The following is a 19,714-nucleotide window of genomic DNA, read 5'->3' as shown; positions in this document are numbered from 1 at the left end:
GCAGTGGGGATAAGTCGAATAAGGAGGCAACCATGCTGGTAACGTTCAAGTCGAAAGCGTCACCGAATATCACCATGCTGGAAAATCTCGCACAGTATCTGCTCGGTCTCGTCGGCAAAAAGCTCGGCGAACGTGGGGCGATCGGGGATGACGAAACCAGCGGCGCGATCGCCAAGCTCGAAGCCGCGATTGCGGAAGACAACGAAGCGGCGAAGAAGGAAAGCGAGGGCAAGAAGTCCGACGAGCGCGACGAAGACAACCGCCTGCGGCTCGCACAACGCGCGTATCCGTTGCTCGACATGCTGCGCGAAGCCAACAAGCTCAACGTCGCCGTCATGTGGGAAACCGGTAACCGATAACCCGTCGGCGAGGTCGAAAAAAAAGCAGGCCACGAATCGTGAGCCTGCTTTTTTTATGCCCGGCCGGTAGAAGTCACCCCCGGGCGAGGGGCGCAATGATGCAGTGGTGACGCTCGACCGGCTGGAAGCATTGGGGCGCCCGAGCGCCCCGCATGCTTACTGGGCCTTGCCCGGTGCGTTATCCGGCGCGTTGGTGGCACCGTTACCGGTGTTGCCGTTGTTCGGCGTCTTCTTGGTGCTGTGACGCGGCTGTTGCGCATGCGAATTCGGATGCGGGTTCGACGGCGTCATGGTCTGTGCACCCGGCGTCGGGGCCGCCGGCGAAGTCGGATCGGCCCGGCTCGGCATCGGCGTCGTCGGTGCGGTCGTGCTGCCGCCGCCCGGGCCGGCTGCGCCGCCACCGCCAGCACCTTGGGCAAAGCTCAGTGCCGAGGCACCGGCGAGGGTCAGGGCAGCAACCGAAATGATCAGCTTTTTCATCAGATGGACTCCTTTGCATTGCACTGCACATCGTAGGGATACTGGGTGCAGGCCTCACTTGCGTTAGTGAGATTTCAGTCTAAGAGTCCGCAAACCACGGTGCTGTAAGGCTTTGTAATCGTTTGTAATTCGGCTTTTTCCCACGCGAAGGCCGCAATTCGCGTGGGAGATTGCGATGCAAGGGAGGAGTCGTCAGTCGTCCGAACGGCTCGACCAGAACACTTGATTCACGCCCGGCAGCGTCTCGAGATGGTCGGTGAGCGCATCGAGTTCGCCCGCCTTGACGGCCGTGGGCAACAGCAGCGCTTCGATTTCGACTTCCGCTTCGCCAAACGGGTGGATGTCGAGCGCGCGCACCGGGTAGTTTGATGCTTCGAGCCACGCTTCGACCTTGTCGAGCACTTCGCGTTGCGTCGTGCGGGCGCAGATGACCGACAGCGCGTAAGTGGCTTCGGCGGTGGCTTCGTTGATTGGCGCGCGGTTGATGCGGTTCACCACCGGGCGCAGCAGCGTGTTGGCCGCCAGCACGAAGGCCGCGACGATGACTGCTTCGAAGAGCATGCTCGCGCCGGCCGCCGCGCCGACGGCGGCCGATCCCCAGAGCGTTGCGGCCGTGTTCAGGCCACGCACCGAGGCGCCGTCCTTCATGATCGCGCCTGCGCCGAGAAAGCCGACCCCCGACACCACGTACGAGATCACCCGCGTGTCGCCCGGCATCAGCCGCATCGACAAGTCGACGAACGCTGCGGCGCCCACGGCCACGAGCACGTTGGTGCGCAGGCCCGCCGTGCGTTGGCGCACCTGCCGTTCGACACCGATGATGCTGCCGAGCACAAACGCGACCGTGAGCGAGAGCAGGGTATTGAGCAGCGGATAGAGCTGGAAATTTTGGATGTTTTGCAGTGCGTGCATGGGACGTCTCGAAATGACGGTCACGGTGCAGGCCCTCCGCGCGGGGCGAGAGGGCCGGTATGCGGCAACCTGATCGGGCGCGACACTACGCCCAAGTTGCGACAGCGGCGTGACACCCGGGTCAACGAGTCAGATCGATGAGCCGGGGCACGCCGCCGCGATTATGTCATGCAGACCATGCAGACGTGATGACGCGTTACGACAATTGCGGGGCGAGGAGACGCCGCGCGGTGGCTTCGTCCACGCCCATGCGTTCCATGAAGTCCTCGACCTGATCGGGGCCGATCTTGCCCACGCTGAAGTACGTGCTGTCCGGATGCGAGAGATAGAAGCCCGACACGCTCGCGGCCGGCAACATGGCGAGCGATTCGGTCACGCTCATGTTGATTTCGTGGGCTTGCAGGTAATGGAACATCGGTCCCTTGACCGAGTGTTCCGGGCAGGCTGGGTAGCCCGGTGCGGGACGAATACCCACGTACTCTTCCTTGATCAGCGCGTCGTTGTCGAGCGTCTCAGTGCTTGCATAGCCCCAGAAGTCGCGGCGCACGCGCGTGTGCATGCACTCCGCGAAGGCTTCGGCCAATCGGTCGGCCAGCGCCTTGAGCATGATCGCGCTGTAGTCGTCGTGATCGGCGAGGAAGGTCGCTTCCTTGGCGTCCACGCCCAGACCGGCCGTCACGGCGAACACGCCGATATAGTCGGCCACACCGCTGTCCTTCGGCGCAATGAAGTCAGCCAGCGAACGGTTCGGGCGACGCACACCGTCCACCACCGGGCGCTCGCTCTGCTGGCGCAGGTTGCGCCACGTGAAGGCGACTTCCTTGCGCGACTCGTCGGTATAGATCTCGATGTCGTCGTCGTTCACCACGTTGGCGGGCAGCATCGCGATCACGCCGTTGGCGGTGATCCAGCGGCTGAGAATCAGGCGCTTGAGCATTGCCTTGCCGTCGGAGAACACACGGCGCGCCGATTCGCCGACGATCTCGTCGTTGAGAATCGCGGGATAGGGGCCGGCGAGGTCCCACGTCTGGAAGAACGGACCCCAGTCGATGTATTGCGCCAGTTCGGCCAGATCGTAGTTTTTGAACACGCGCCGGCCGATGAACTTCGGCTTGGGCGGCACGTAGGTCGACCAGTCGACCTTGAACTTGTTCTCGCGTGCGGTCTGGAGCGACACCATCGGCGTGGCCTTGCGGTTCGCGTGTTGCGTGCGCACGCGCTCGTAGTCGGCCTTCACGTCGGCGAGGTACTTGGTCGCCGCGTCGTCGGACAGCAGGTTCGAGGCGACAGACACCGAGCGCGAGGCGTCCGGCACGTAGATCACCGGGCCGTCATAGTGCGGCGCGATCTTCACCGCCGTATGCACGCGCGAGGTCGTGGCGCCGCCGATGAGCAGCGGAATGTTGCGCAGACGGAAGTACTCGTCACGCTGCATTTCCGAGGCCACGTAGGCCATCTCTTCGAGACTTGGCGTGATGAGACCCGACAGGCCGATGATGTCCGCGCCCTCTTCCTTCGCCTTGGCGAGAATTTCAGCGCACGGCACCATCACGCCCATGTTCACGACTTCGAAGTTGTTGCACTGGAGCACCACGGTCACGATGTTCTTGCCGATGTCGTGCACGTCGCCCTTGACCGTGGCGATCACGATCTTGCCCTTCGATCGCACGTCTTCACCGGCGGCGGCCATGCGCGCCTTTTCTTCTTCGATGAACGGCACCAGGTGAGCCACGGCCTGCTTCATCACGCGCGCGCTCTTGACCACCTGCGGCAGGAACATCTTGCCGGCGCCGAACAGGTCGCCGACCACGTTCATGCCGTCCATGAGCGGGCCTTCGATGACCTGAATCGGACGCCCACCGGCGGCGTCGATCTTCTGGCGCACTTCCTCGGTGTCTTCGACGATGAAGTTCGTGATGCCGTGCACCAGCGCATGTGCCAGACGGGCTTCGACCGGCTGATTACGCCACTCGAGATTTTCTTCGCGCTTTTGCGCGCCGCCCTTGAAGCGGTCGGCAATTTCGAGCAGACGCTCGGTGCTGTCTTCGCGGCGGTTGAGCACCACGTCTTCCACGCGTTCGCGCAGTTCGGGATCGAGGTTTTCGTACACGCCGAGCTGGCCGGCGTTGACGATGCCCATGTCCATGCCGGCCTGAATCGCGTGATACAGGAACACGGTGTGAATCGCTTCGCGCACGAGGTCGTTGCCCCGGAACGAGAACGATACGTTCGACACGCCGCCGCTGATCTTGGCACCCGGCAGGTGTTCCTTGATCCAGCGCGTGGCGTTGATGAAGTCGACCGCGTAGTTGTTGTGTTCTTCGATGCCGGTGGCGACCGCGAAAATGTTCGGGTCGAAGATGATGTCTTCGGGCGGGAAACCGATTTCGTCGACCAGCACGCGATAGCTGCGCTGGCAGATTTCGGTCTTGCGCGCGTAGGTGTCGGCCTGCCCCTTCTCGTCGAACGCCATCACGACCGCGGCGGCGCCATAGCGGCGGATACGCTTCGCGTGATGCAGGAACGCTTCCTTGCCTTCCTTGAGCGAGATCGAGTTGACGATGGCCTTGCCCTGCACACACTTCAGACCCGCTTCGATGACTTCCCATTTCGACGAGTCGATCATGATCGGCACGCGCGCGATGTCGGGCTCGGAGGCGATCAGATTCATGAAGCGCACCATGGCCGCCTTCGAATCCAACATGGCTTCGTCCATGTTGATGTCGATGACCTGCGCGCCGTTTTCGACCTGCTGACGGGCCACTGCGAGCGCTTCGTCGAACTGGCCGTTCAGGATCATGCGCGCGAACGCCTTGGAGCCGGTGACGTTGGTACGCTCACCGACGTTCACGAAGAGCGTGCCCTCGCCGATATTGAAGGGCTCGAGGCCGGACAGGCGCATCGGTGGCACGTTGGGCGTTTGGCTCATGCTGCATCATCCTCATCATTGCGGTACTGCGCCGGCCAGCGGCGCGGCTTGACGTCGGCGAGCGCCTTGGCGATCTCGGCGATGTGTTCGGGCGTGGTGCCGCAGCAGCCACCGGCCAGATTCACCAGACCGGCCTGCGCGAATTCTTTCAACAGGCCCGAGGTCACGTCCGGCGTCTCGTCGAAACCGGTGTCGCTCATCGGGTTGGGCAACCCTGCGTTCGGATACACCGATACGTAGGTGTTGCACAGCTTGGCCAGCTCGGCGATGTACGGACGCATGAGCGTGGCGCCCAGCGCGCAGTTCAGGCCGAACGTGAGCGGGCGGGCGTGGCGCAGCGAGTTCCAGAACGCTTCGACCGTCTGGCCCGAGAGAATGCGGCCGGAGGCATCGGTGACGGTGCCCGAGATCATGATCGGCAGCACCTCGCCCGTGTCTTCGAACAGCTCGTCGATGGCGAAGAGTGCAGCCTTGGCGTTGAGCGTGTCGAAAATCGTTTCGACGAGGAACAGGTCGACGCCGCCTTCCAGCAGCGATTTGGCCTGCGCGTAGTAGGTGTCGCGCAACTGGTCGAAGTCGACATTGCGTGCGCCCGGGTCGTTCACGTCGGGGCTGATGCTCGCGGTCTTCGGCGTCGGGCCGATGGCGCCGGCGGCAAAGCGCGGCTTGTCCGGCGTGCTGTAAGCATCGCAGGCCTCACGGGCCAGACGCGCCGACTCGCGGTTCATCTCGTCGGCCAGATGCTCCATGTGATAGTCGCTCTGCGCGACCGTCGTTGCCCCGAACGTGTTCGTCTCGAGGATGTCGGCGCCGGCGGCGAGGTACTTGCGGTGAATTTCGCTGATCACCTCGGGACGCGTGAGCGAGAGCAACTCGTTGTTGCCCTTCACGTCGTGCGCGAAGTCGGCAAAGCGCTCGCCGCGATACTGTGCCTCGTCGAGCTTGTAGCGCTGGATCATCGTCCCCATCGCGCCGTCCAGAATCAGGATGCGCGATTCGAGCAACGCCGGCAGTGCTTGCCCACGGGTGTAGCGGAGCGTCGGCGGCTGTACGGTGGCGGCCGGCGTGGTGCCAGCGCCAGCGTTGGCGGTGGAGGGGGAAGCGGTGGTCATGACGAGCGTCGCCTTGGAGTGGCCGGAAAACCTATAATTGTAATGGTTTTGGCGCATCCCGCTCGCTCGCGGGCCGCGCCGGGCGGGCGCCAGACGCCTCGCACACATATCGCACACGCGCTTGCGGTGACTTGAGCTTCTGCCCGCAATGCGACTTGAAACATTGACTCTCTACCCCGACGACATGGAATTCCTGCTCCCGAGTGCTGCCAACAAGTTTCTGCAAGCCAACGCCAACGCGCTGTTCGTCGACTGCCGCAGCGAGATGGAGTACCTGTTCGTCGGGCATCCGGCAGGGGCCATCCACGTGGCCTGGAACGACGGCCCGGACTGGGAGATCAACCCGCACTTCGTGCAAAGCGTGCGCAAGCTGGCAGGCGCCGGTGGCGACCGGCCCGTCGTGCTGATCTGCCGCAGCGGCAACCGGAGTTCGGCCGCGGGCGAGGCGCTCGAAGCGGCAGGCTTCCTGAACGTCTACGGGGTGCTGCACGGTTTCGAAGGCGATCTGAACGCCACCCATCACCGCAATGCGGTCAACGGCTGGCGCTTCGATGGGCTGGCGTGGGAACAGTGCTGAGCGGCTTAGATGTTGATGCGCTGAAGAAACTCTGACATCGCAGCAAGCTTCGCCGGAATGAAAAAACCCTCGCATGGCGAGGGTTTTTCGTCTGGCGGCACCGCGTACGGTGTTTGCGTCAGTGGAGCACGACCGGGTTCGTCATGAAGGTGTCGAACTGCCCGAGGAATTCATCGACTTCGTCCTCGGATGGCTCGCTGGCGATCAATTTCTGCACTTCTTCACGGAATTGCCGGGCAAGCGAGCCGTCGAGAAAGATTTCACGGCCAGCGGTTTTGTCCACGATTTCATACCCACCCGCAGACAGCGAGTGACTGCCGTTATCGGCTGAAAACTCGACGACATAGTAATTCGGGCTGTTGTAAATCATGAGCATGGCAACTCTCCTGGTGTTCCTGCATGGTCCTTGGTAACCCACATAGGGGCGACGCGGCGCGATTTCAAGAGGTATGACCCCATGATTCGCTTATCGGCACACCGGCTGACGAATTCAATGGTTTTGGTCCTCCTTATCGACAAGTTCCACAATTTCAGGAAGTCCCCTGCTTTGTGCAGGTTCAAACGTTAGATGCGGCTCCCTGCAAAAACGTTGCAACCGCATTAGTTACTAACTGTTTCTGCTCCACGATCGATAGGTGGGCGGCGTCGGGCACGATCTCCAACTGTGCTCCCGCAATGCCTTCGACGATGCGGCGGGCCACGGCGGGCGGCGTACTCGGGTCGTTTTCACCGACGATGACCAGTGTCGGCAGCGCGATTTCCGACAGGCGTGCCCGCACGTCGAACGCGGCGAGGGCCTCGCACGAGGCGGCAAAGCCTTCCGGGTTGGTATGGGCGACCAGATGACGAATGCGTTCGGTCACTTCCGGTTCGTGCTTGCGAAAGCGTTTGCCGAGCCAGCGCTCCATCGTGCCGTCGGCCAGCGCCTTCATGCCGCCGTCGCGCGCCTTGACCGCGCGCTCGCGAAAGAGCGCCGCATCGGCCTTGTCGTAGCCCGACGTCGTGTCGATCAGCGTGAGGCTGTCGATGCGCTCGGGGGCGTCCAGCGCAAGCTGCTGCGCGACGGCACCGCCCATCGAGATGCCTACGAAATGCGTACTCGGGATTTCCAGCGAATTGAGCAGGGCGGCCGCGTCGGCGGCCAACTGCGCGATGGTGTAAGGGCCATGCGGCGCGTCGCTCTTGCCGTGGCCGCGGCTGTCGTAGCGCAGGACCCGGAAGTGCGCGGCGAGGGTCGGCACGAGGTCGTCCCAGACCGTGAGGTCCGCCCCCAACGGATGCGCCAGTGTCAGCCAAGGTCCGTGGCCGTCCACCGCGTAATGAAGCGATACGCCGTTAGCACTTACTTTCATCGTGTTCGGCCCTTTATCGTCAATCCCGTGGGATGTTTCTGATTATGTCAGGAACGTTGAACTTATGCTCATCGAATCGTAGCAGTGCGGCAACAGATCGCCCGACAAGCCGCATCAATCCTAGATCACTCGACGATCTAAACACTATTGAGTCGCCAGTTTGGGACGAAGTGTCGCGAATGTCAGGCGAGGTAGGGCGTGTCAGGGCTGCGTCTTCTGCGTGAAGATCAGTTCGAACTCGTTGCCCGACGGCTCGACCTGCCTCACCCGTACGGGCAGCCAGTCGAGCGCCGGGGCGAGCCAGATGTCGACGCGCCGCTCGTCGCCGTTGCGGCGCGGCAGACGCGTGAAGTGGCGGGTTTCGAGATACCCCTGCGGCGTTTGCAGCGTCTCGCTGCCGACGTACTGCACCGGCCACACCTCGCTGCTGTCGGTATCGACGACCGTGAACTCGTGCGTGACGCCGACTTGCGTATAGCGCTCCGGGTTGCCGCGTGCGTAGGCGGCCAACTGCATCATCACGCTGAAGCGATCTTGCGCGCCGGGGGCCAGCGGCACCGACTGGCCCGAGCGCGAGAACGACAGCGTGGGCGTGCCGTCGCGGTGAAAATCGGTGGTGTATTCGGCGCGGCGTCCCCGTTTTTCCACATAACGCGATGGGGCGATGCCGTTGACGTCGTAACCCCCTTCGCTGATGAATTCAAACGTGCCGAAGAAGATGATCGGCACCGCGACGCGCAACTGATAGTGGCCGTTGTTGTTGACCCAATGCAGCTCGCCGGTCTGGTTGCGCACGCCGTTCATGAGGGCGTCGTACGTGAGCGTGACCGACGGCGGCGGGTCGAACTTGTCGCCATTGGCGGCGGCGGCCGTCAGAGCCGGGCCGGGTGGCTGCGGGGCGCTGGCGCCACTGGCCGGCGCGCCGGGCGTGTTGCCTTCGCCGGCTTCGGTGGTGGACGCGGCCTGCGGCCCCGGGGCGTCGGTCGTCTCCGGGGCGGCAAGCGTGTCGGGGCGTGCGGGCGGTGCGCTCGGCTTCGGGCGCGGTTTGGGGGCGGGCTTCGGCTCGGGTGGCGCAGGCGGTGCGGGCGGCGCCACGGGCTTGAGCGGAATCAGCGTGATCGGAATGCTCGGGATCGGCGTGTCGTCGAGTGTCGTGCGATGCACGGCCACCCAGAGGGCGATGAGCACATGCACGGCAAACACTGCCAGCACCACCGAGACCCACAACAGCCAGCGCTTGCGGGGCCGTGCGGGCGGCGTCGGACCGGCCGGTGCCCGGGTGGCGGCGTCGGCAGGGGCATCGGGCGCAGCTTGGCGAGGCGGGCGGTTGGCAGGCAAGGACACGAATCAGTAGGCCAGAACGACGGAATGACGGATAGTCAGGCCGTCAGCATCTCATATTGCGTTGCATCTGGTTCGACCGGCACGCCCGCCTGCGGTTCTGGATGATTACCGTGCGTTCGCCGCCCGCCGTCGCGCCGGTCAGGTTCCAGTCAAATTCCGGTCAAATTCCGGTCAAGTCGCAGCCGGGTGCCGGGGCGCGTGCGCCTGTCCGAGATCGGCGGAGAGTTGTTGTGCCAGCGTGCGCAGGGCCGTGTCGATCGGACCGCCCCAACTGGCGTCGAACCGGCTTTCCGGGCCCAGCGCCATGAGGCCCATCACCAACTGTCCGGTCGCGTCGAACACCGGCATGCAGAAGGCATTCACCGACGGCAGCACCGTGCCCTCCACGCGGGCGGCGCGGTGGGCGCGCACATCATCGAGCACGGCATCGTACTGCGCACGCGTGGCAGGCAGATGATGGCGCGACGCGTGTTGCAGCGTGGCCAGCGCGGTATCGATGAGCGGTGCCGTCTGCCGGGTGGGCAGATAGGCGGCAAACAAGCGCCCCGCAGCCGATTCGAGCATCGGCATCACATCGCCCAAGCGCAGCGGGACGCGCATCGGGAACGTCGAATCGAGCCAATGGACGACGGTCGGACCGGAATTGCCCCAGACGGCGATGCCCACGGTCTGGTCGATGGCGTCGCGCAATTCCCCCAACGCAAAGCGCGCCGCCTTGAACGCGTCGATGCGGGCCAGATGGGCGAGCCCCATGCGCAGCGAGAACGGGCCGAGGTCGTAGCGTCCGCTCACGGGGTCTTGCACGATGAGGCCGAGCCGCTGGAAGCTCACGAGATAGCGATGTGCCTTGGCCGGATTCATGTCGGCCGCGTGAGCGAGATCGCGCAGCATCATCGCGTTCGAGGCGTCGGTCAGTACCTCGATGAGGCGGAAGCCCACTTCGATCGATTGAATGCCCGAGCGCGCCTTCTCCTCTTCGGGGGCGGCGCTCGTGTCGTCGCCGTGGTCGGCCTGATCGGCGTGATCCGCGTGATCGACGTCGTCGGCAAGGTCAGTGCGTTTGGCGCTACGGGTGTCCGCAGTCTTGGTTTTCATGTCTCTGTTTTCCTCGTCGCGGTGGCTGTGCGAGGTGGCCACCGGTGCTGCCCGCGCGATTTCCCCGGATTTTCGAAGGGCAGCGCGGGCGATGCCCTCAGGTAGAATCGTCGGCTTCACGCGCCATTCTATCGGGCCTGAGACCGCCCGCAGACACCATCACATGAAACTCGCTACCCGTAAGGACGGCACGCGCGACGGTCAACTGATCGTCGTGTCGCGCGATCTGTCGAGCGCTTGCATTGCCGACGCCGTGGCCCCCACGCTGCAACGCGTGCTCGACGACTGGACTTTCTACGCGCCGCAACTGCAAGCGCTGTACGACGCGCTCAATCACCACCGTGCCCGCAACACCTTCGCGTTCGACCCGGCCGACTGCATGGCGCCGCTGCCCCGCGCGTATCAGTGGGCGGACGGTTCGGCCTATGTGAACCACGTCGAACTGGTGCGCAAGGCACGCGGTGCCGAAATGCCGCCCGAGTTCTGGACCGACCCGCTTATGTACCAAGGCGGCAGCGACGACTTCATTGGGCCGACGCAAGACATCGTGTGTGCTTCGGAAGACTTCGGCATCGACTTCGAGGCCGAAGTTGCCGTGGTGACCTCCGAGGTGCCGATGGGCGCCAGCCCGGCCCGCGCGCTCGAAGGCGTGCGCCTGCTGATGCTGGTCAACGACGTGAGCCTGCGCAACCTGATTCCGGCCGAGCTGGCCAAGGGTTTCGGCTTCTTCCAGAGCAAGCCCGCGACGGCGTTCTCGCCGGTCGCCATCACGCCTGACGAACTGGGCGACGCGTGGCGCGGCGGGCGCGTTCATCGTCCGTTGACGGTGAAGTGGAACGACAAGAAGTACGGTGCGCCCGAATGCGGCGAAGACATGGTGTTCGACTTCGGCCAGTTGGTGGCGCACGTGTGCAAGACGCGCAATGCGCGCGCGGGCACCATCGTCGGTTCGGGCACGATCTCGAACAAGGATCGCAGCCGGGGCAGCGCGTGCATTGCCGAGAAGCGCATGCTCGAGACCATCGAGAAGGGTGCGCCCGAGACGCAGTTCATGCGCTATGGCGATCGTGTCCGCATTGAAATGTTCGACGCGCAGGGCAAGTCGATCTTCGGGGCCATCGATCAGGCGGTGGCGCCGCTCGACGAGTAATCGCGGGTTGCCGGTGGCATGCGGGTCGGTGTCGGCGGGTGCTTCAGCGCGCTCGCCGGCCTATCCCGACGCGTCGAAAGTCACCGGCATAGGGTGAACCCGGATATGGCTGGCAATTCTGGCTCCGCTATTCTTTGTCTCCTTGAGTCGGTTCGTACCCCTACCGGGATCACGGGCTGGCTCTGACTTTCGCCGGCGCGGCGCGAGGTGTCCGTCCCGGGCGCTTTACGCAAGAAAACAACACAGCGCGGGCTCGACCAGAATTGGATTGGAGACTTTTCATGCGAAACCCCGTGCGCACTGCACTGCTGGGCGCGATGTTGCTGGCGTTGGCCGGTGGTGCCGCCGCTCAGGTGAAGATCGGCGTGAGCATTTCGCTCACCGGCCCGGCCGCCTCACTCGGCATTCCCGCGCGCAACACCATCACCATGCTGCCGACCGAAATCGGTGGCCAGAAGGTCGACTACATCATTCTCGACGACGCCTCGGACACCACGACCGCCGTCCAGAACACCAAGAAGCTCATTTCCGAGAACCACGTCGACGCGATCATCGGCTCGTCGATCACGCCGAACACGCTGGCCATGCTCGACGTGATCGCCAGCGGCACCACGCCCACGATCTCGCTCGCTTCGTCCGCGCGCATCATCGAGCCGGTCGACGCCAAGCGGTACTGGATGTTCAAGACGCCGCAGACCGACGCGCAGATGGCTTCCGCTATCGCTGAGCATGCGAGCCGTCATGGCGTGAAGACGATGGCCTTCATCGGTCAGGGCGACGCGCTGGGCGAGGCGTTCTATGACGAAGTCGCCAAGTTCGCCGCGCTGCAAAAGATCAAGATGGTGGCCAACGAGCGTTTCGCGCGTACCGACCCGAGCGTGACCGGTCAGATCCTGAAGATCATGGCGGCCAACCCTGACGCCGTCGTCGTGGGTGCTGCCGGTACCCCGGCGGCGTTGCCGCCGAAGGCGCTGGCCGAGCGCGGCTACAAGGGCCTCGTGTACCACAACCACGGTGTGGGCAATAACGACTTCCTGCGTGTTTGCGGCAAGGACTGCAACAACACCTACCTGCCGGCCAGCCCGGTGCTGGTGGCGTCGCAACTGCCGGCCGATCACCCGGCCAAGACCGTCGCCCTCGACTACATCAAGAAGTACGAAGCCAAGTACGGTGCCGGTACCGTCGCGGCGTTCGGTTCGTATGCGTGGGACGCCGGCATTCTGCTGCAACGCGCGATTCCGATCGCAGCGCAAAAGGCCAAGCCGGGCACGCCGGAATTCCGCAAGGCACTGCGCGACGCGCTCGAACAGAGCAAGGAAGTGCATGTCACGAATGGCGTGATCAACATGAGCGCGACCGATCACCTGGGGCTCGATCAGCGCGCCCGCGTGATGGTCAAGATCGAAAACGGCAAGTGGCTGCTGGCACAGTGACCGGCGCGCTGACCTGAAAAGCATTGATGACCGTCGGCGGTGCCGGGTTCGCCCGATGCCGTCGTTTTTCCAATCCCCGCCTGTGCGGGGATGTTTTTTTGGAGCGGTAGACCATGTCGCAAGACCCGTATCAACACTACTCGTCGCTGCAATTCAAGCGGCATCCGAACGGCGTGCTCGAAGTCATCATGGGCGCGGGCGCGAACAAGAGCGGCCTGTCGACCGCTGACCATCACATGCATCGCGAACTGGCCGACGTGTGGCGCGATATCGATCGCGATCCCGACACGCGCGCCGTGGTGATTCGCGGGGAAGGCAAGGGTTTTTCCGGCGGCGGCGACCTGTCGCTCGTCGAAGACATGGCCGACAACTTCGACGTGCGTGCCCGGGTGTGGCGCGAGGCGCGCGATCTCGTCTACAACGTGATCAATTGCAGCAAGCCCATCGTCTCGGCGATGCATGGCCCGGCCGTGGGGGCGGGGCTGGTGGCCGGACTGCTGGCGGACATCTCGATTGCGGCAAAGACCGCGCGCATCATCGACGGTCACACGCGTCTGGGCGTGGCGGCGGGGGACCATGCGGCGATCGTCTGGCCGCTGCTGTGCGGCATGGCGAAAGCGAAGTACTACCTGCTGCTGTGCGAGCCCGTGTCCGGCGAAGAGGCCGAGCGCATCGGGCTGGTGTCGTTGACGGTGGACGAAGCCGACCTGTTGCCCAAGGCGTTCGAAGTGGCCGACAAGCTCGCGCGCGGCTCGACCACGGCGATTCGTTGGACCAAGTACGCGCTCAACAACTGGTTGCGCAGCGCGGGGCCATCGTTCGATGCGTCGCTCGCGCTGGAATTCATGGGCTTTGCCGGGCCCGACGTGCGCGAAGGCATTGCGTCCCTGCGCGAGCGCCGTGCGCCCGATTACAGCGGCGATGCACCGTTCTGAATCGGATCGAGCCTGACATACGATTCACGCAGGCTCGGCGTATGATCCATAACAACACGCGGTAAATGCGCGGGCGGCCCGCCTGCCTGCTGGATTTACCTGCTTCATGACCCTGACAGCGCGGTGCAAGTGGTTCTGCCGCCGACCGTGACCGGAGATCAAGATGAGCGATTCGACGAGTGCCATGCCCAACGGCTTCGACATTCTCAAGAAGATGTGGGAGGCGTTCAGTCCGCCTGCGACCTTTACGTCGCCGCTCACGCAGTTGATGCAGAGTGCCGCGCCGCTGCTCGATCCGAACGAGATCGAAAACCGGATTGCCGAAATGCGCGCCGTCGAACAATGGCTCACGCTCAACCTGAACGTGCTGCGCTCGACGATTCAGGCCTTCGAAGTGCAGCGCGCCACCTATGCCACGCTGCGGGCCTTTGGCAATGGTGGATTCGGCGCCGCACCTTCGGGCGAACCCGCTGGCTTCTCGCAGGCGGCTGCCGGGGCGGCAGGGGCAGAGCAGGCCGCGTCGGCTTTCTCGCAATTCGCACAGGCCGGTGGCAACTTCTGGCGTTCCCCGTTTGCTGGATCGGAACCGGCGCAAGACGTCGAGTCGCAGGCGCACGCACCTGAGCCGGAACCCGAACCGGAACCTGAAGCCGAACCGGAACCGGCTGAGGCAGCCAACGAACCGCCGCAGGGTGGGCAGGGTGCCGCTGGCGCCGAATCGCCTTTTGCACAGGCGAGCAACGCCTACGGTGCCCTCGACCCGTCGATGTGGTTCAACGCCATGCGTGCGCAGTTCGATCAGATCGCTGCGGCGGCGCAGGCTGCGGGCGTATCGGCCACGCATATGACGGAAGCGGCCGCAGCGCAGATGTCCGAGGCCGCGGCTAGCGCGACGAAGGCAACGCAAGCGGCGACCAAGGCCGCGACTGATGCCGCGACTGATGCCGCTAAGGCAGCCTCGGGGCGCACTGCCTCGGCAGCCGGAAAGACGGCTGGAAAGACGGCCGGAAAGGCTGCGGGCAAGACGGCGGCAAGCAAGTCGTCGAAGCAGACTGCCTCTGCGGGCGGCGCGAAGACTGCGGCCAAGGCACCGGCCAAGTCGGCGAAAGCTGCCAAGTCGACGCCGTCCGCCAAGACCCGCCAAGCGCCGGGCAAAGCACCTCCGGCAGTGAAATCGGCCGAGGCCCGGACGTCGGCCAAGAGCGCCGTCAAGGCACCGGCGAAACGTGCTGGCAAAACCACGCCGTGGGCGTGGTGAGATCGCTTAGGCCGCTTAGACCGCTTAGACCGTGTAGGCGGCGTCGGGCAGACACCCACGGCCGGGCGGGATAACAACAACAGGGAGGCACCCCATGATTTCAGGCGAACGCACCGGACTCGTCTTGGATGGGGGGCGGCGCGCGCGCCGCGTATCAGGTGGGTGTGCTCGCGGCGATTGCCGCCATCCAGCGCGAAGTGCTGCCGTCGCGACGCGCGATCCCTTTTCCGATTGTCTGTGGCACCTCCGCTGGCGCGATCAACGCGGCGGCGCTGGCCTCCCATGCCGACGACTTCCAGCATGGCGTGATGAAGCTCGACGCCGTGTGGCGTCAGTTCCACGCGGGTCAGGTGTTTCGTGCCGACTCACTCGGCATGGCGGGCACGGGCGCCCGCTGGCTCGCTGCGCTGTCGCTTGGGTGGGCGTTGCGCCGGTCGCCGCGCTCACTGTTCGATTGGTCGCCACTCGCCGAGATGTTGCGCAACGCGATCCGTCTTGAGCGGTTGCCCGAGGTATTCGCCTCCGGGGCGTTATCGGCGTTGTCGGTGACTGCGTTGTCGTATTCGTCGGGCAAGCACGTCACGTTCTACCAGAGCGGTGAGCCGATCCAGCCTTGGAAGCGCTCGCTGCGGCTCGCCCGTGCGGTGCCGCTGACTGTCGAACACTTGCTCGCATCGAGTGCGATTCCGTTTCTCTTTCCTGCGATCGAACTCGATCTCGATGGCCAGCCCGAGTATTTCGGTGATGGCTCCATGCGTCAGATCGCCCCGCTCAGTCCGCCGATTCATCTGGGCGCGACGCGCATCCTGATCATCGGTGCGGCGCATGGGCAGTATGGTCTCGACAGTAGCGGCGAGCGCATCGCGGGTTATCCGAGTCTCGCGCAGATCGGCGGTCAGGCGCTCGCGAGCGTGTTCATCGACGGGTTGTCAGCCGATCTCGAACGTCTGCAACACATCAACAACGTGCTGCGGCACGTGCCGGCGGCGCAGCGCGAATCGAGTGGTTGGCGGCCGATAGAGACGCTGGTGATTTCGCCGAGTCAGCGGCTCGAACCGATTGCGTCGCGGCATCTGCAACAATTGCCGCGGGCCGTGCGCACCATGCTGGGCGCGATTGGCGCGGATGAGGCGCGTGGCGCGGCGTTCGCGAGTTATCTGCTGTTCGAATCGTCTTACACGCAGGAGTTGATCGCCTTGGGCGAGGCCGATGCTTACGCACAGCGCGACGCCATCGCGGCGTGGCTGGTGGCCGAAGCCGACGGCACGAGCCTGCTCGACAGCGTGGAAGCGGGGGCCGTGGGCAGCGTCGATATGTCGGCTAACTCATCGATGGCATCGATGTCGCCCACGTCCGCCGATGCTGATCAACCTGCCGTGGGAGGCGACGCCGCATGAAGGTTTCACCGAACTGACGACACCTATGTCTCGAGCTACCGTTCCTTGCCCGTATCCGTCGACGTTCTGGCGCGATCCGGCGTTGCCATTCATTGAAGCGCGCGAAGTGCTCGACGGGCGGCGTGTCTGCTATGCGTTGCATAGCCACGAAACGTTCTCGATCGGCGTAGTGACGGGCGGGCGCAGTACCTACCTCAATGGCCGCGCGCGCGAGACCGTGGGTGAAGGAAGTGTCGTGGTGATGAACCCCGATGCCGTGCATGCCTGCAATCCCGTGGGGGATGAGGCGTGGGCGTATCGCATGTTGTTTGTCGACACCGCGTGGCTGGGCGCATTGCAGCGCGAGCTGGGCTTTGGCGACGGACAGGATCTGCATCTGTTCGATCCGTTGTCGTCGACCGACGCCACGCTGTACGCCGGCCTGAACCGGCTTTACGACGTTTGCAGCGATCCGGCGAGCGAGCAACTGGCGCGCGAGAGCGTCGTGCAACAGTTTTTCGTCGATGCACATGAGCGCTTGAACCCGGCGCCACGGGCGATGCGGGACGATCCGCGCAAATTACGCGAAGCGGCCGAATTCATCCGGGCGCATTGCCGTGAGGCGTTGACGCTCGCGCAAATCTGCGAGGCGGCGGGGTTGTCGGCGTCGTATCTGACGCGCGCGTTTCGGGCCCAGTACGGGCTCACGCCGCATGCGTTCGTGATGAATCAGCGCATTCAATATGCGCGGGCCCGGTTGCGTCGCGGGCATGCGATAGCGGAGGTTGCGCTCGATGCGGGCTTTGCCGATCAGGCGCATTTTCAGCGTACGTTCAAGCAACTGCTGGCAGCGACCCCGGGGCACTACCGGGCGTCAGAGGCACGTCGGGCGGCATAGCGTTGCATAGCGAGGCTTGTCGCTCGCTCATCTCCCGCCCATTCCTCTCTTATCCCCCACTTATCGCCGAATAACGCCGATTAACGCGATCCCCCTTCCTCCCTTCCCCTTTCATGCGGCTAGCTTGCCACGAGATACACCGCGCTTGCGGCGAGCAATGCGGCCATGACGCGATTGAGTCGTCGTACGCGGCGCGCGTCGCGCATATGTTGTCGGAGCATGGCACCGGCGATGGCCCAGCATGCGACGGAAAGCCAGCACACGACGAAGTAGATGGCGGCGAACTGCCAGATGCGTGTGGGTTCACCGGCGGTGTACGCCCCCATGCCTGCCAATGAGGCGAGCCATGCTTTGGGGTTGAGCCATTGCATGATTGCGCCGTGGAGCATCGTGGGGCCGCGTTGTGGGTTGGCGTCGCCCAACTCGCCGTCGTCGCGTGCGAGCTTGTAGGCCATGTAGAGCAAAAATGCGACCCCGAACCATTGGATGGCTTGCATCAGGGCGGGCATGCGTTGCAGCAGTTCGTAGACGCCAAACCCCACGCTGACGAGCAGGATGATGAAGCCGACTGTGGCACCGGTCACATGGCGAAGGCTGGGCAAAAGGCCGAAGCGGGCGCCTGAGCCGAGTGCGACCACGTTGACGGGCCCGGGGGTGATGGAGGCGGCGAGCGCGAAGGCGGCCATGGAGTAGAAGAGTGTCATTGGGGACCTTGAGCGAAAGCGTAGAGGTTCCGAATGTAGGCGGGGGAGGGGGGCGTGTATTGCAGAAAACTGCCCATGTTGCAGAAGAGGAAAGCGCCCCGATGTAGTTTGGGCAAACGCGGGAACGGACCCAAGGTCCTCCCCGAGGCGAGTTGAACACTGTCTGAGCAGCGGGGAGGGCCTTGGGTCTGTTCTGGGGGGAGGTGTTCTGCGGCGCGGGCTGTGGCGTGGGAGGACGACCGAAGTGGCGTGAGGTGAGGCGGCGGGATGTCAGGGCAGCAGCCGTTGCCGCAGCCAAGCGAGCAAACGTCCCATGACGGGCAGTTTCGCGTAGATGTCTTCGGTGGCGTCCCAGTAGTCGCGTTGGTAGGCGATACGCCCATCCACGGCGAGTCGCAGGTGGGACGCTCCGTGAATCACCTGTTCGTCATCGATCCAGCGTTTGGCGTGAAAGTGAAGATTCCAGACGAGGAGTGCCTGATTGTGCTGAAGCAGCGTTGCGGTGATTTCGAAACGGGGAACATCCACGCGTTCGAACAGGCGATCGAAAAGCGCGGCAAGTTCTGCTGCACTGCGCACTTCATGCAGCGGACTCTTGAAATAGACCGTCGGCGTGTAGAACTCGCCGAGGTTGGCGACGCTTTGCCGCGTGAGAGTTTCGATGTAACGCGTCAGGCGGGTGAGCGCAGCAGCATGATCGATGTCCATGGCACGGTCTCGCGTGGGGTGCGCCAGCGGCGCGCATAGCGCAGGGGGGCCTTGCCATAAGTTACCAGCCGGGGTTGTGGTGCGCACCGCGCCGGTGCGTCGGCGTGGCGCGGATGCGACAGTGTCCGGTGGTCCCGCACTGGCATCGGAACGTGTCAATGCGCGCCATCGCGCTTCGATGCCGGTCAGTGCGCGTCGCTGATCAGGTCTGCACGCAGGTCCGGTGCACTCGTGCGCGGGTCGAGCCAGATCGCGAAAAAGGCACGTCCGAAGGCGTCGCCGGTGATCTGACCGATGGGTTTGCCGTCCGAGAAGAACCGCGTACCGTCGCCCGGCCGGTAGACGCCCGTCAGGTGTTGTCCTTCCGACACATCGGGGAGGATGCGCGCGAGCTCATCTGCCCAACGCTGTCGCTCGGCTTCCGTCGCCATTTGCAGCTTCGTCATTTCGATGAGCGTGCGCTGCACCAGCGTATGCGACTTGAAGCTGCGGGCGTAGCGCAGGTCGAGCACCAGGGGATGCGTGCCCCAGTTCGCGCTGACGCGATCGGCGACCGAGAAGAGTTCGGCGTCGTAAAGATGAAAGCCCATGCGGGTGAACGAGCCGTGGCCGACCAAGTGCGCTGCCGGCACTTCTTGCGAGGCCAGTTGCACGGCATCGAACGCGTGGGCGCTCGGGGCCGCCGCAGCAGCGGACGCTACGGCGAAGAGGCATGCGGCGCGCAGCCACACTGCCAAAGCAGGACGAGTTGCCATGCTCGGCTCCTTTCCGGTCCAAGGATCCAGTCGAGTTGGTGGGCCCGTCGGCAGCGTGCGAGTCGTTCGCTCGATACGCCGGCCGGTACAACTTGTTGCGTGAATGCGACCAAGAGTCCTCTTCGCCATCGGGGGCCGCGTCGTCAGACGCCGCAGTTACCGCTCCCCGGTCGGGTTCACAAGCACGGAACGACTGCTTTCAGCCTAGACCATGCTGCGTGCGGTGCTGAGCCCCATTGCACAAGGACAAACCCTGACGCATCGCGGTGGGCAATGACTTCTTTTCGCCCACCATTTGCAGTGGACCGACGGCCTTGCCGGTAGGTTGGCAATGTGT

General features: G+C 64.2%; 19 protein-coding genes. 8 read left to right on the top strand and 11 right to left on the bottom strand.

What is annotated here, in order from left to right; all coding sequences use genetic code 11:
- The first annotated feature begins 32 nt into the window (after positions 1-32).
- Positions 33-359: a DUF1840 domain-containing protein gene (locus CDV44_RS20365; RefSeq protein WP_087690025.1), complete on the top strand. Its 327-nt coding sequence runs from the start codon at positions 33-35 to the stop codon at positions 357-359.
- 156 nt (positions 360-515) lie between these two features.
- On the opposite strand, the gene CDV44_RS20360 is transcribed toward CDV44_RS20365, so the two are convergent.
- The 4 genes from CDV44_RS20360 to CDV44_RS20345 form a co-directional block, all read right to left on the bottom strand.
- Positions 516-839 (bottom strand): hypothetical protein, encoded by a 324-nt coding sequence (locus CDV44_RS20360; RefSeq protein WP_058377020.1) that lies wholly within the window; start codon positions 837-839, stop codon positions 516-518.
- 192 nt (positions 840-1,031) lie between these two features.
- The gene (locus CDV44_RS20355; RefSeq protein ID WP_058380039.1) at positions 1,032-1,742 is read right to left on the bottom strand and encodes an MgtC/SapB family protein; all 711 of its coding nucleotides are present in this window, start codon (positions 1,740-1,742) and stop codon (positions 1,032-1,034) included.
- A gap of 205 nt (positions 1,743-1,947) precedes the next feature.
- The gene (metH, locus tag CDV44_RS20350; RefSeq protein ID WP_087690772.1) at positions 1,948-4,653 is read right to left on the bottom strand and encodes a methionine synthase; all 2,706 of its coding nucleotides are present in this window, start codon (positions 4,651-4,653) and stop codon (positions 1,948-1,950) included.
- A 23-nt stretch (positions 4,654-4,676) separates the two neighbouring features.
- Positions 4,677-5,792, bottom strand: coding sequence for a homocysteine S-methyltransferase family protein (locus CDV44_RS20345; RefSeq protein ID WP_087690023.1), 1,116 nt, complete (start codon positions 5,790-5,792; stop codon positions 4,677-4,679).
- Positions 5,793-5,976: 184 nt separating this feature from the next.
- Between CDV44_RS20345 and CDV44_RS20340 the strand changes: the two genes are divergently transcribed.
- The gene (locus CDV44_RS20340; RefSeq protein WP_058377022.1) at positions 5,977-6,369 is read left to right on the top strand and encodes a rhodanese-like domain-containing protein; all 393 of its coding nucleotides are present in this window, start codon (positions 5,977-5,979) and stop codon (positions 6,367-6,369) included.
- A 118-nt stretch (positions 6,370-6,487) separates the two neighbouring features.
- Here CDV44_RS20340 and CDV44_RS20335 read toward each other — a convergent pair whose 3' ends face one another.
- From CDV44_RS20335 to CDV44_RS20320, 4 genes are all read right to left on the bottom strand, one after another.
- On the bottom strand, positions 6,488-6,745 hold the full coding sequence (locus tag CDV44_RS20335; RefSeq protein WP_058377023.1) for a DUF3567 domain-containing protein: 258 nt from the start codon (positions 6,743-6,745) through the stop codon (positions 6,488-6,490).
- Between the two features lie 181 nt (positions 6,746-6,926).
- On the bottom strand, positions 6,927-7,721 hold the full coding sequence (gene pcaD / locus CDV44_RS20330; protein ID WP_087690021.1) for a 3-oxoadipate enol-lactonase: 795 nt from the start codon (positions 7,719-7,721) through the stop codon (positions 6,927-6,929).
- A gap of 201 nt (positions 7,722-7,922) precedes the next feature.
- The gene (locus CDV44_RS20325) at positions 7,923-9,065 is read right to left on the bottom strand and encodes a DUF3108 domain-containing protein (RefSeq protein WP_140413416.1); all 1,143 of its coding nucleotides are present in this window, start codon (positions 9,063-9,065) and stop codon (positions 7,923-7,925) included.
- 171 nt (positions 9,066-9,236) lie between these two features.
- The gene (locus tag CDV44_RS20320; RefSeq protein WP_087690017.1) at positions 9,237-10,160 is read right to left on the bottom strand and encodes an IclR family transcriptional regulator; all 924 of its coding nucleotides are present in this window, start codon (positions 10,158-10,160) and stop codon (positions 9,237-9,239) included.
- Between the two features lie 163 nt (positions 10,161-10,323).
- Here CDV44_RS20320 and CDV44_RS20315 point away from each other — a divergent pair, with 163 nt between their 5' ends.
- The 6 genes from CDV44_RS20315 to CDV44_RS20290 all read left to right on the top strand — a co-directional run bounded on the left by CDV44_RS20315 (position 10,324) and on the right by CDV44_RS20290 (position 17,210).
- On the top strand, positions 10,324-11,310 hold the full coding sequence (locus CDV44_RS20315; RefSeq protein ID WP_087690015.1) for a fumarylacetoacetate hydrolase family protein: 987 nt from the start codon (positions 10,324-10,326) through the stop codon (positions 11,308-11,310).
- Between the two features lie 281 nt (positions 11,311-11,591).
- A complete protein-coding gene (locus tag CDV44_RS20310; protein WP_087690013.1) occupies positions 11,592-12,743 on the top strand; it encodes an ABC transporter substrate-binding protein in 1,152 nt (383 codons plus the stop codon).
- A 113-nt stretch (positions 12,744-12,856) separates the two neighbouring features.
- Positions 12,857-13,678, top strand: a complete 822-nt coding sequence (locus CDV44_RS20305; RefSeq protein WP_058377029.1) for an enoyl-CoA hydratase/isomerase family protein — start codon at positions 12,857-12,859, stop codon at positions 13,676-13,678.
- Between the two features lie 163 nt (positions 13,679-13,841).
- Complete coding sequence (locus CDV44_RS20300) at positions 13,842-14,936, top strand: PhaM family polyhydroxyalkanoate granule multifunctional regulatory protein (protein WP_087690011.1); 1,095 nt, start codon at positions 13,842-13,844, stop codon at positions 14,934-14,936.
- Between the two features lie 128 nt (positions 14,937-15,064).
- Positions 15,065-16,333 (top strand): patatin-like phospholipase family protein, encoded by a 1,269-nt coding sequence (locus tag CDV44_RS20295; RefSeq protein ID WP_087690009.1) that lies wholly within the window; start codon positions 15,065-15,067, stop codon positions 16,331-16,333.
- A gap of 25 nt (positions 16,334-16,358) precedes the next feature.
- Complete coding sequence (locus CDV44_RS20290; RefSeq protein WP_087690770.1) at positions 16,359-17,210, top strand: AraC family transcriptional regulator; 852 nt, start codon at positions 16,359-16,361, stop codon at positions 17,208-17,210.
- Positions 17,211-17,329: 119 nt separating this feature from the next.
- Here CDV44_RS20290 and CDV44_RS20285 read toward each other — a convergent pair whose 3' ends face one another.
- From CDV44_RS20285 to CDV44_RS20275, 3 genes are all read right to left on the bottom strand, one after another.
- The gene (locus CDV44_RS20285) at positions 17,330-17,914 is read right to left on the bottom strand and encodes a LysE family translocator (protein WP_087690007.1); all 585 of its coding nucleotides are present in this window, start codon (positions 17,912-17,914) and stop codon (positions 17,330-17,332) included.
- A gap of 270 nt (positions 17,915-18,184) precedes the next feature.
- Positions 18,185-18,622 carry a nuclear transport factor 2 family protein gene (locus CDV44_RS20280; protein WP_087690005.1) on the bottom strand — a complete coding sequence of 146 codons (438 nt, stop codon included), beginning with the start codon at positions 18,620-18,622 and terminating at the stop codon, positions 18,185-18,187.
- Between the two features lie 185 nt (positions 18,623-18,807).
- Positions 18,808-19,377, bottom strand: a complete 570-nt coding sequence (locus tag CDV44_RS20275; protein WP_170936050.1) for a chalcone isomerase family protein — start codon at positions 19,375-19,377, stop codon at positions 18,808-18,810.
- Positions 19,378-19,714 lie beyond the last annotated feature (337 nt).

Source organism: Pandoraea sp. PE-S2R-1 (assembly GCF_002179865.1).
Taxonomy (GTDB): domain Bacteria; phylum Pseudomonadota; class Gammaproteobacteria; order Burkholderiales; family Burkholderiaceae; genus Pandoraea.
This window is presented reverse-complemented; position numbering and strand designations above follow the sequence as displayed.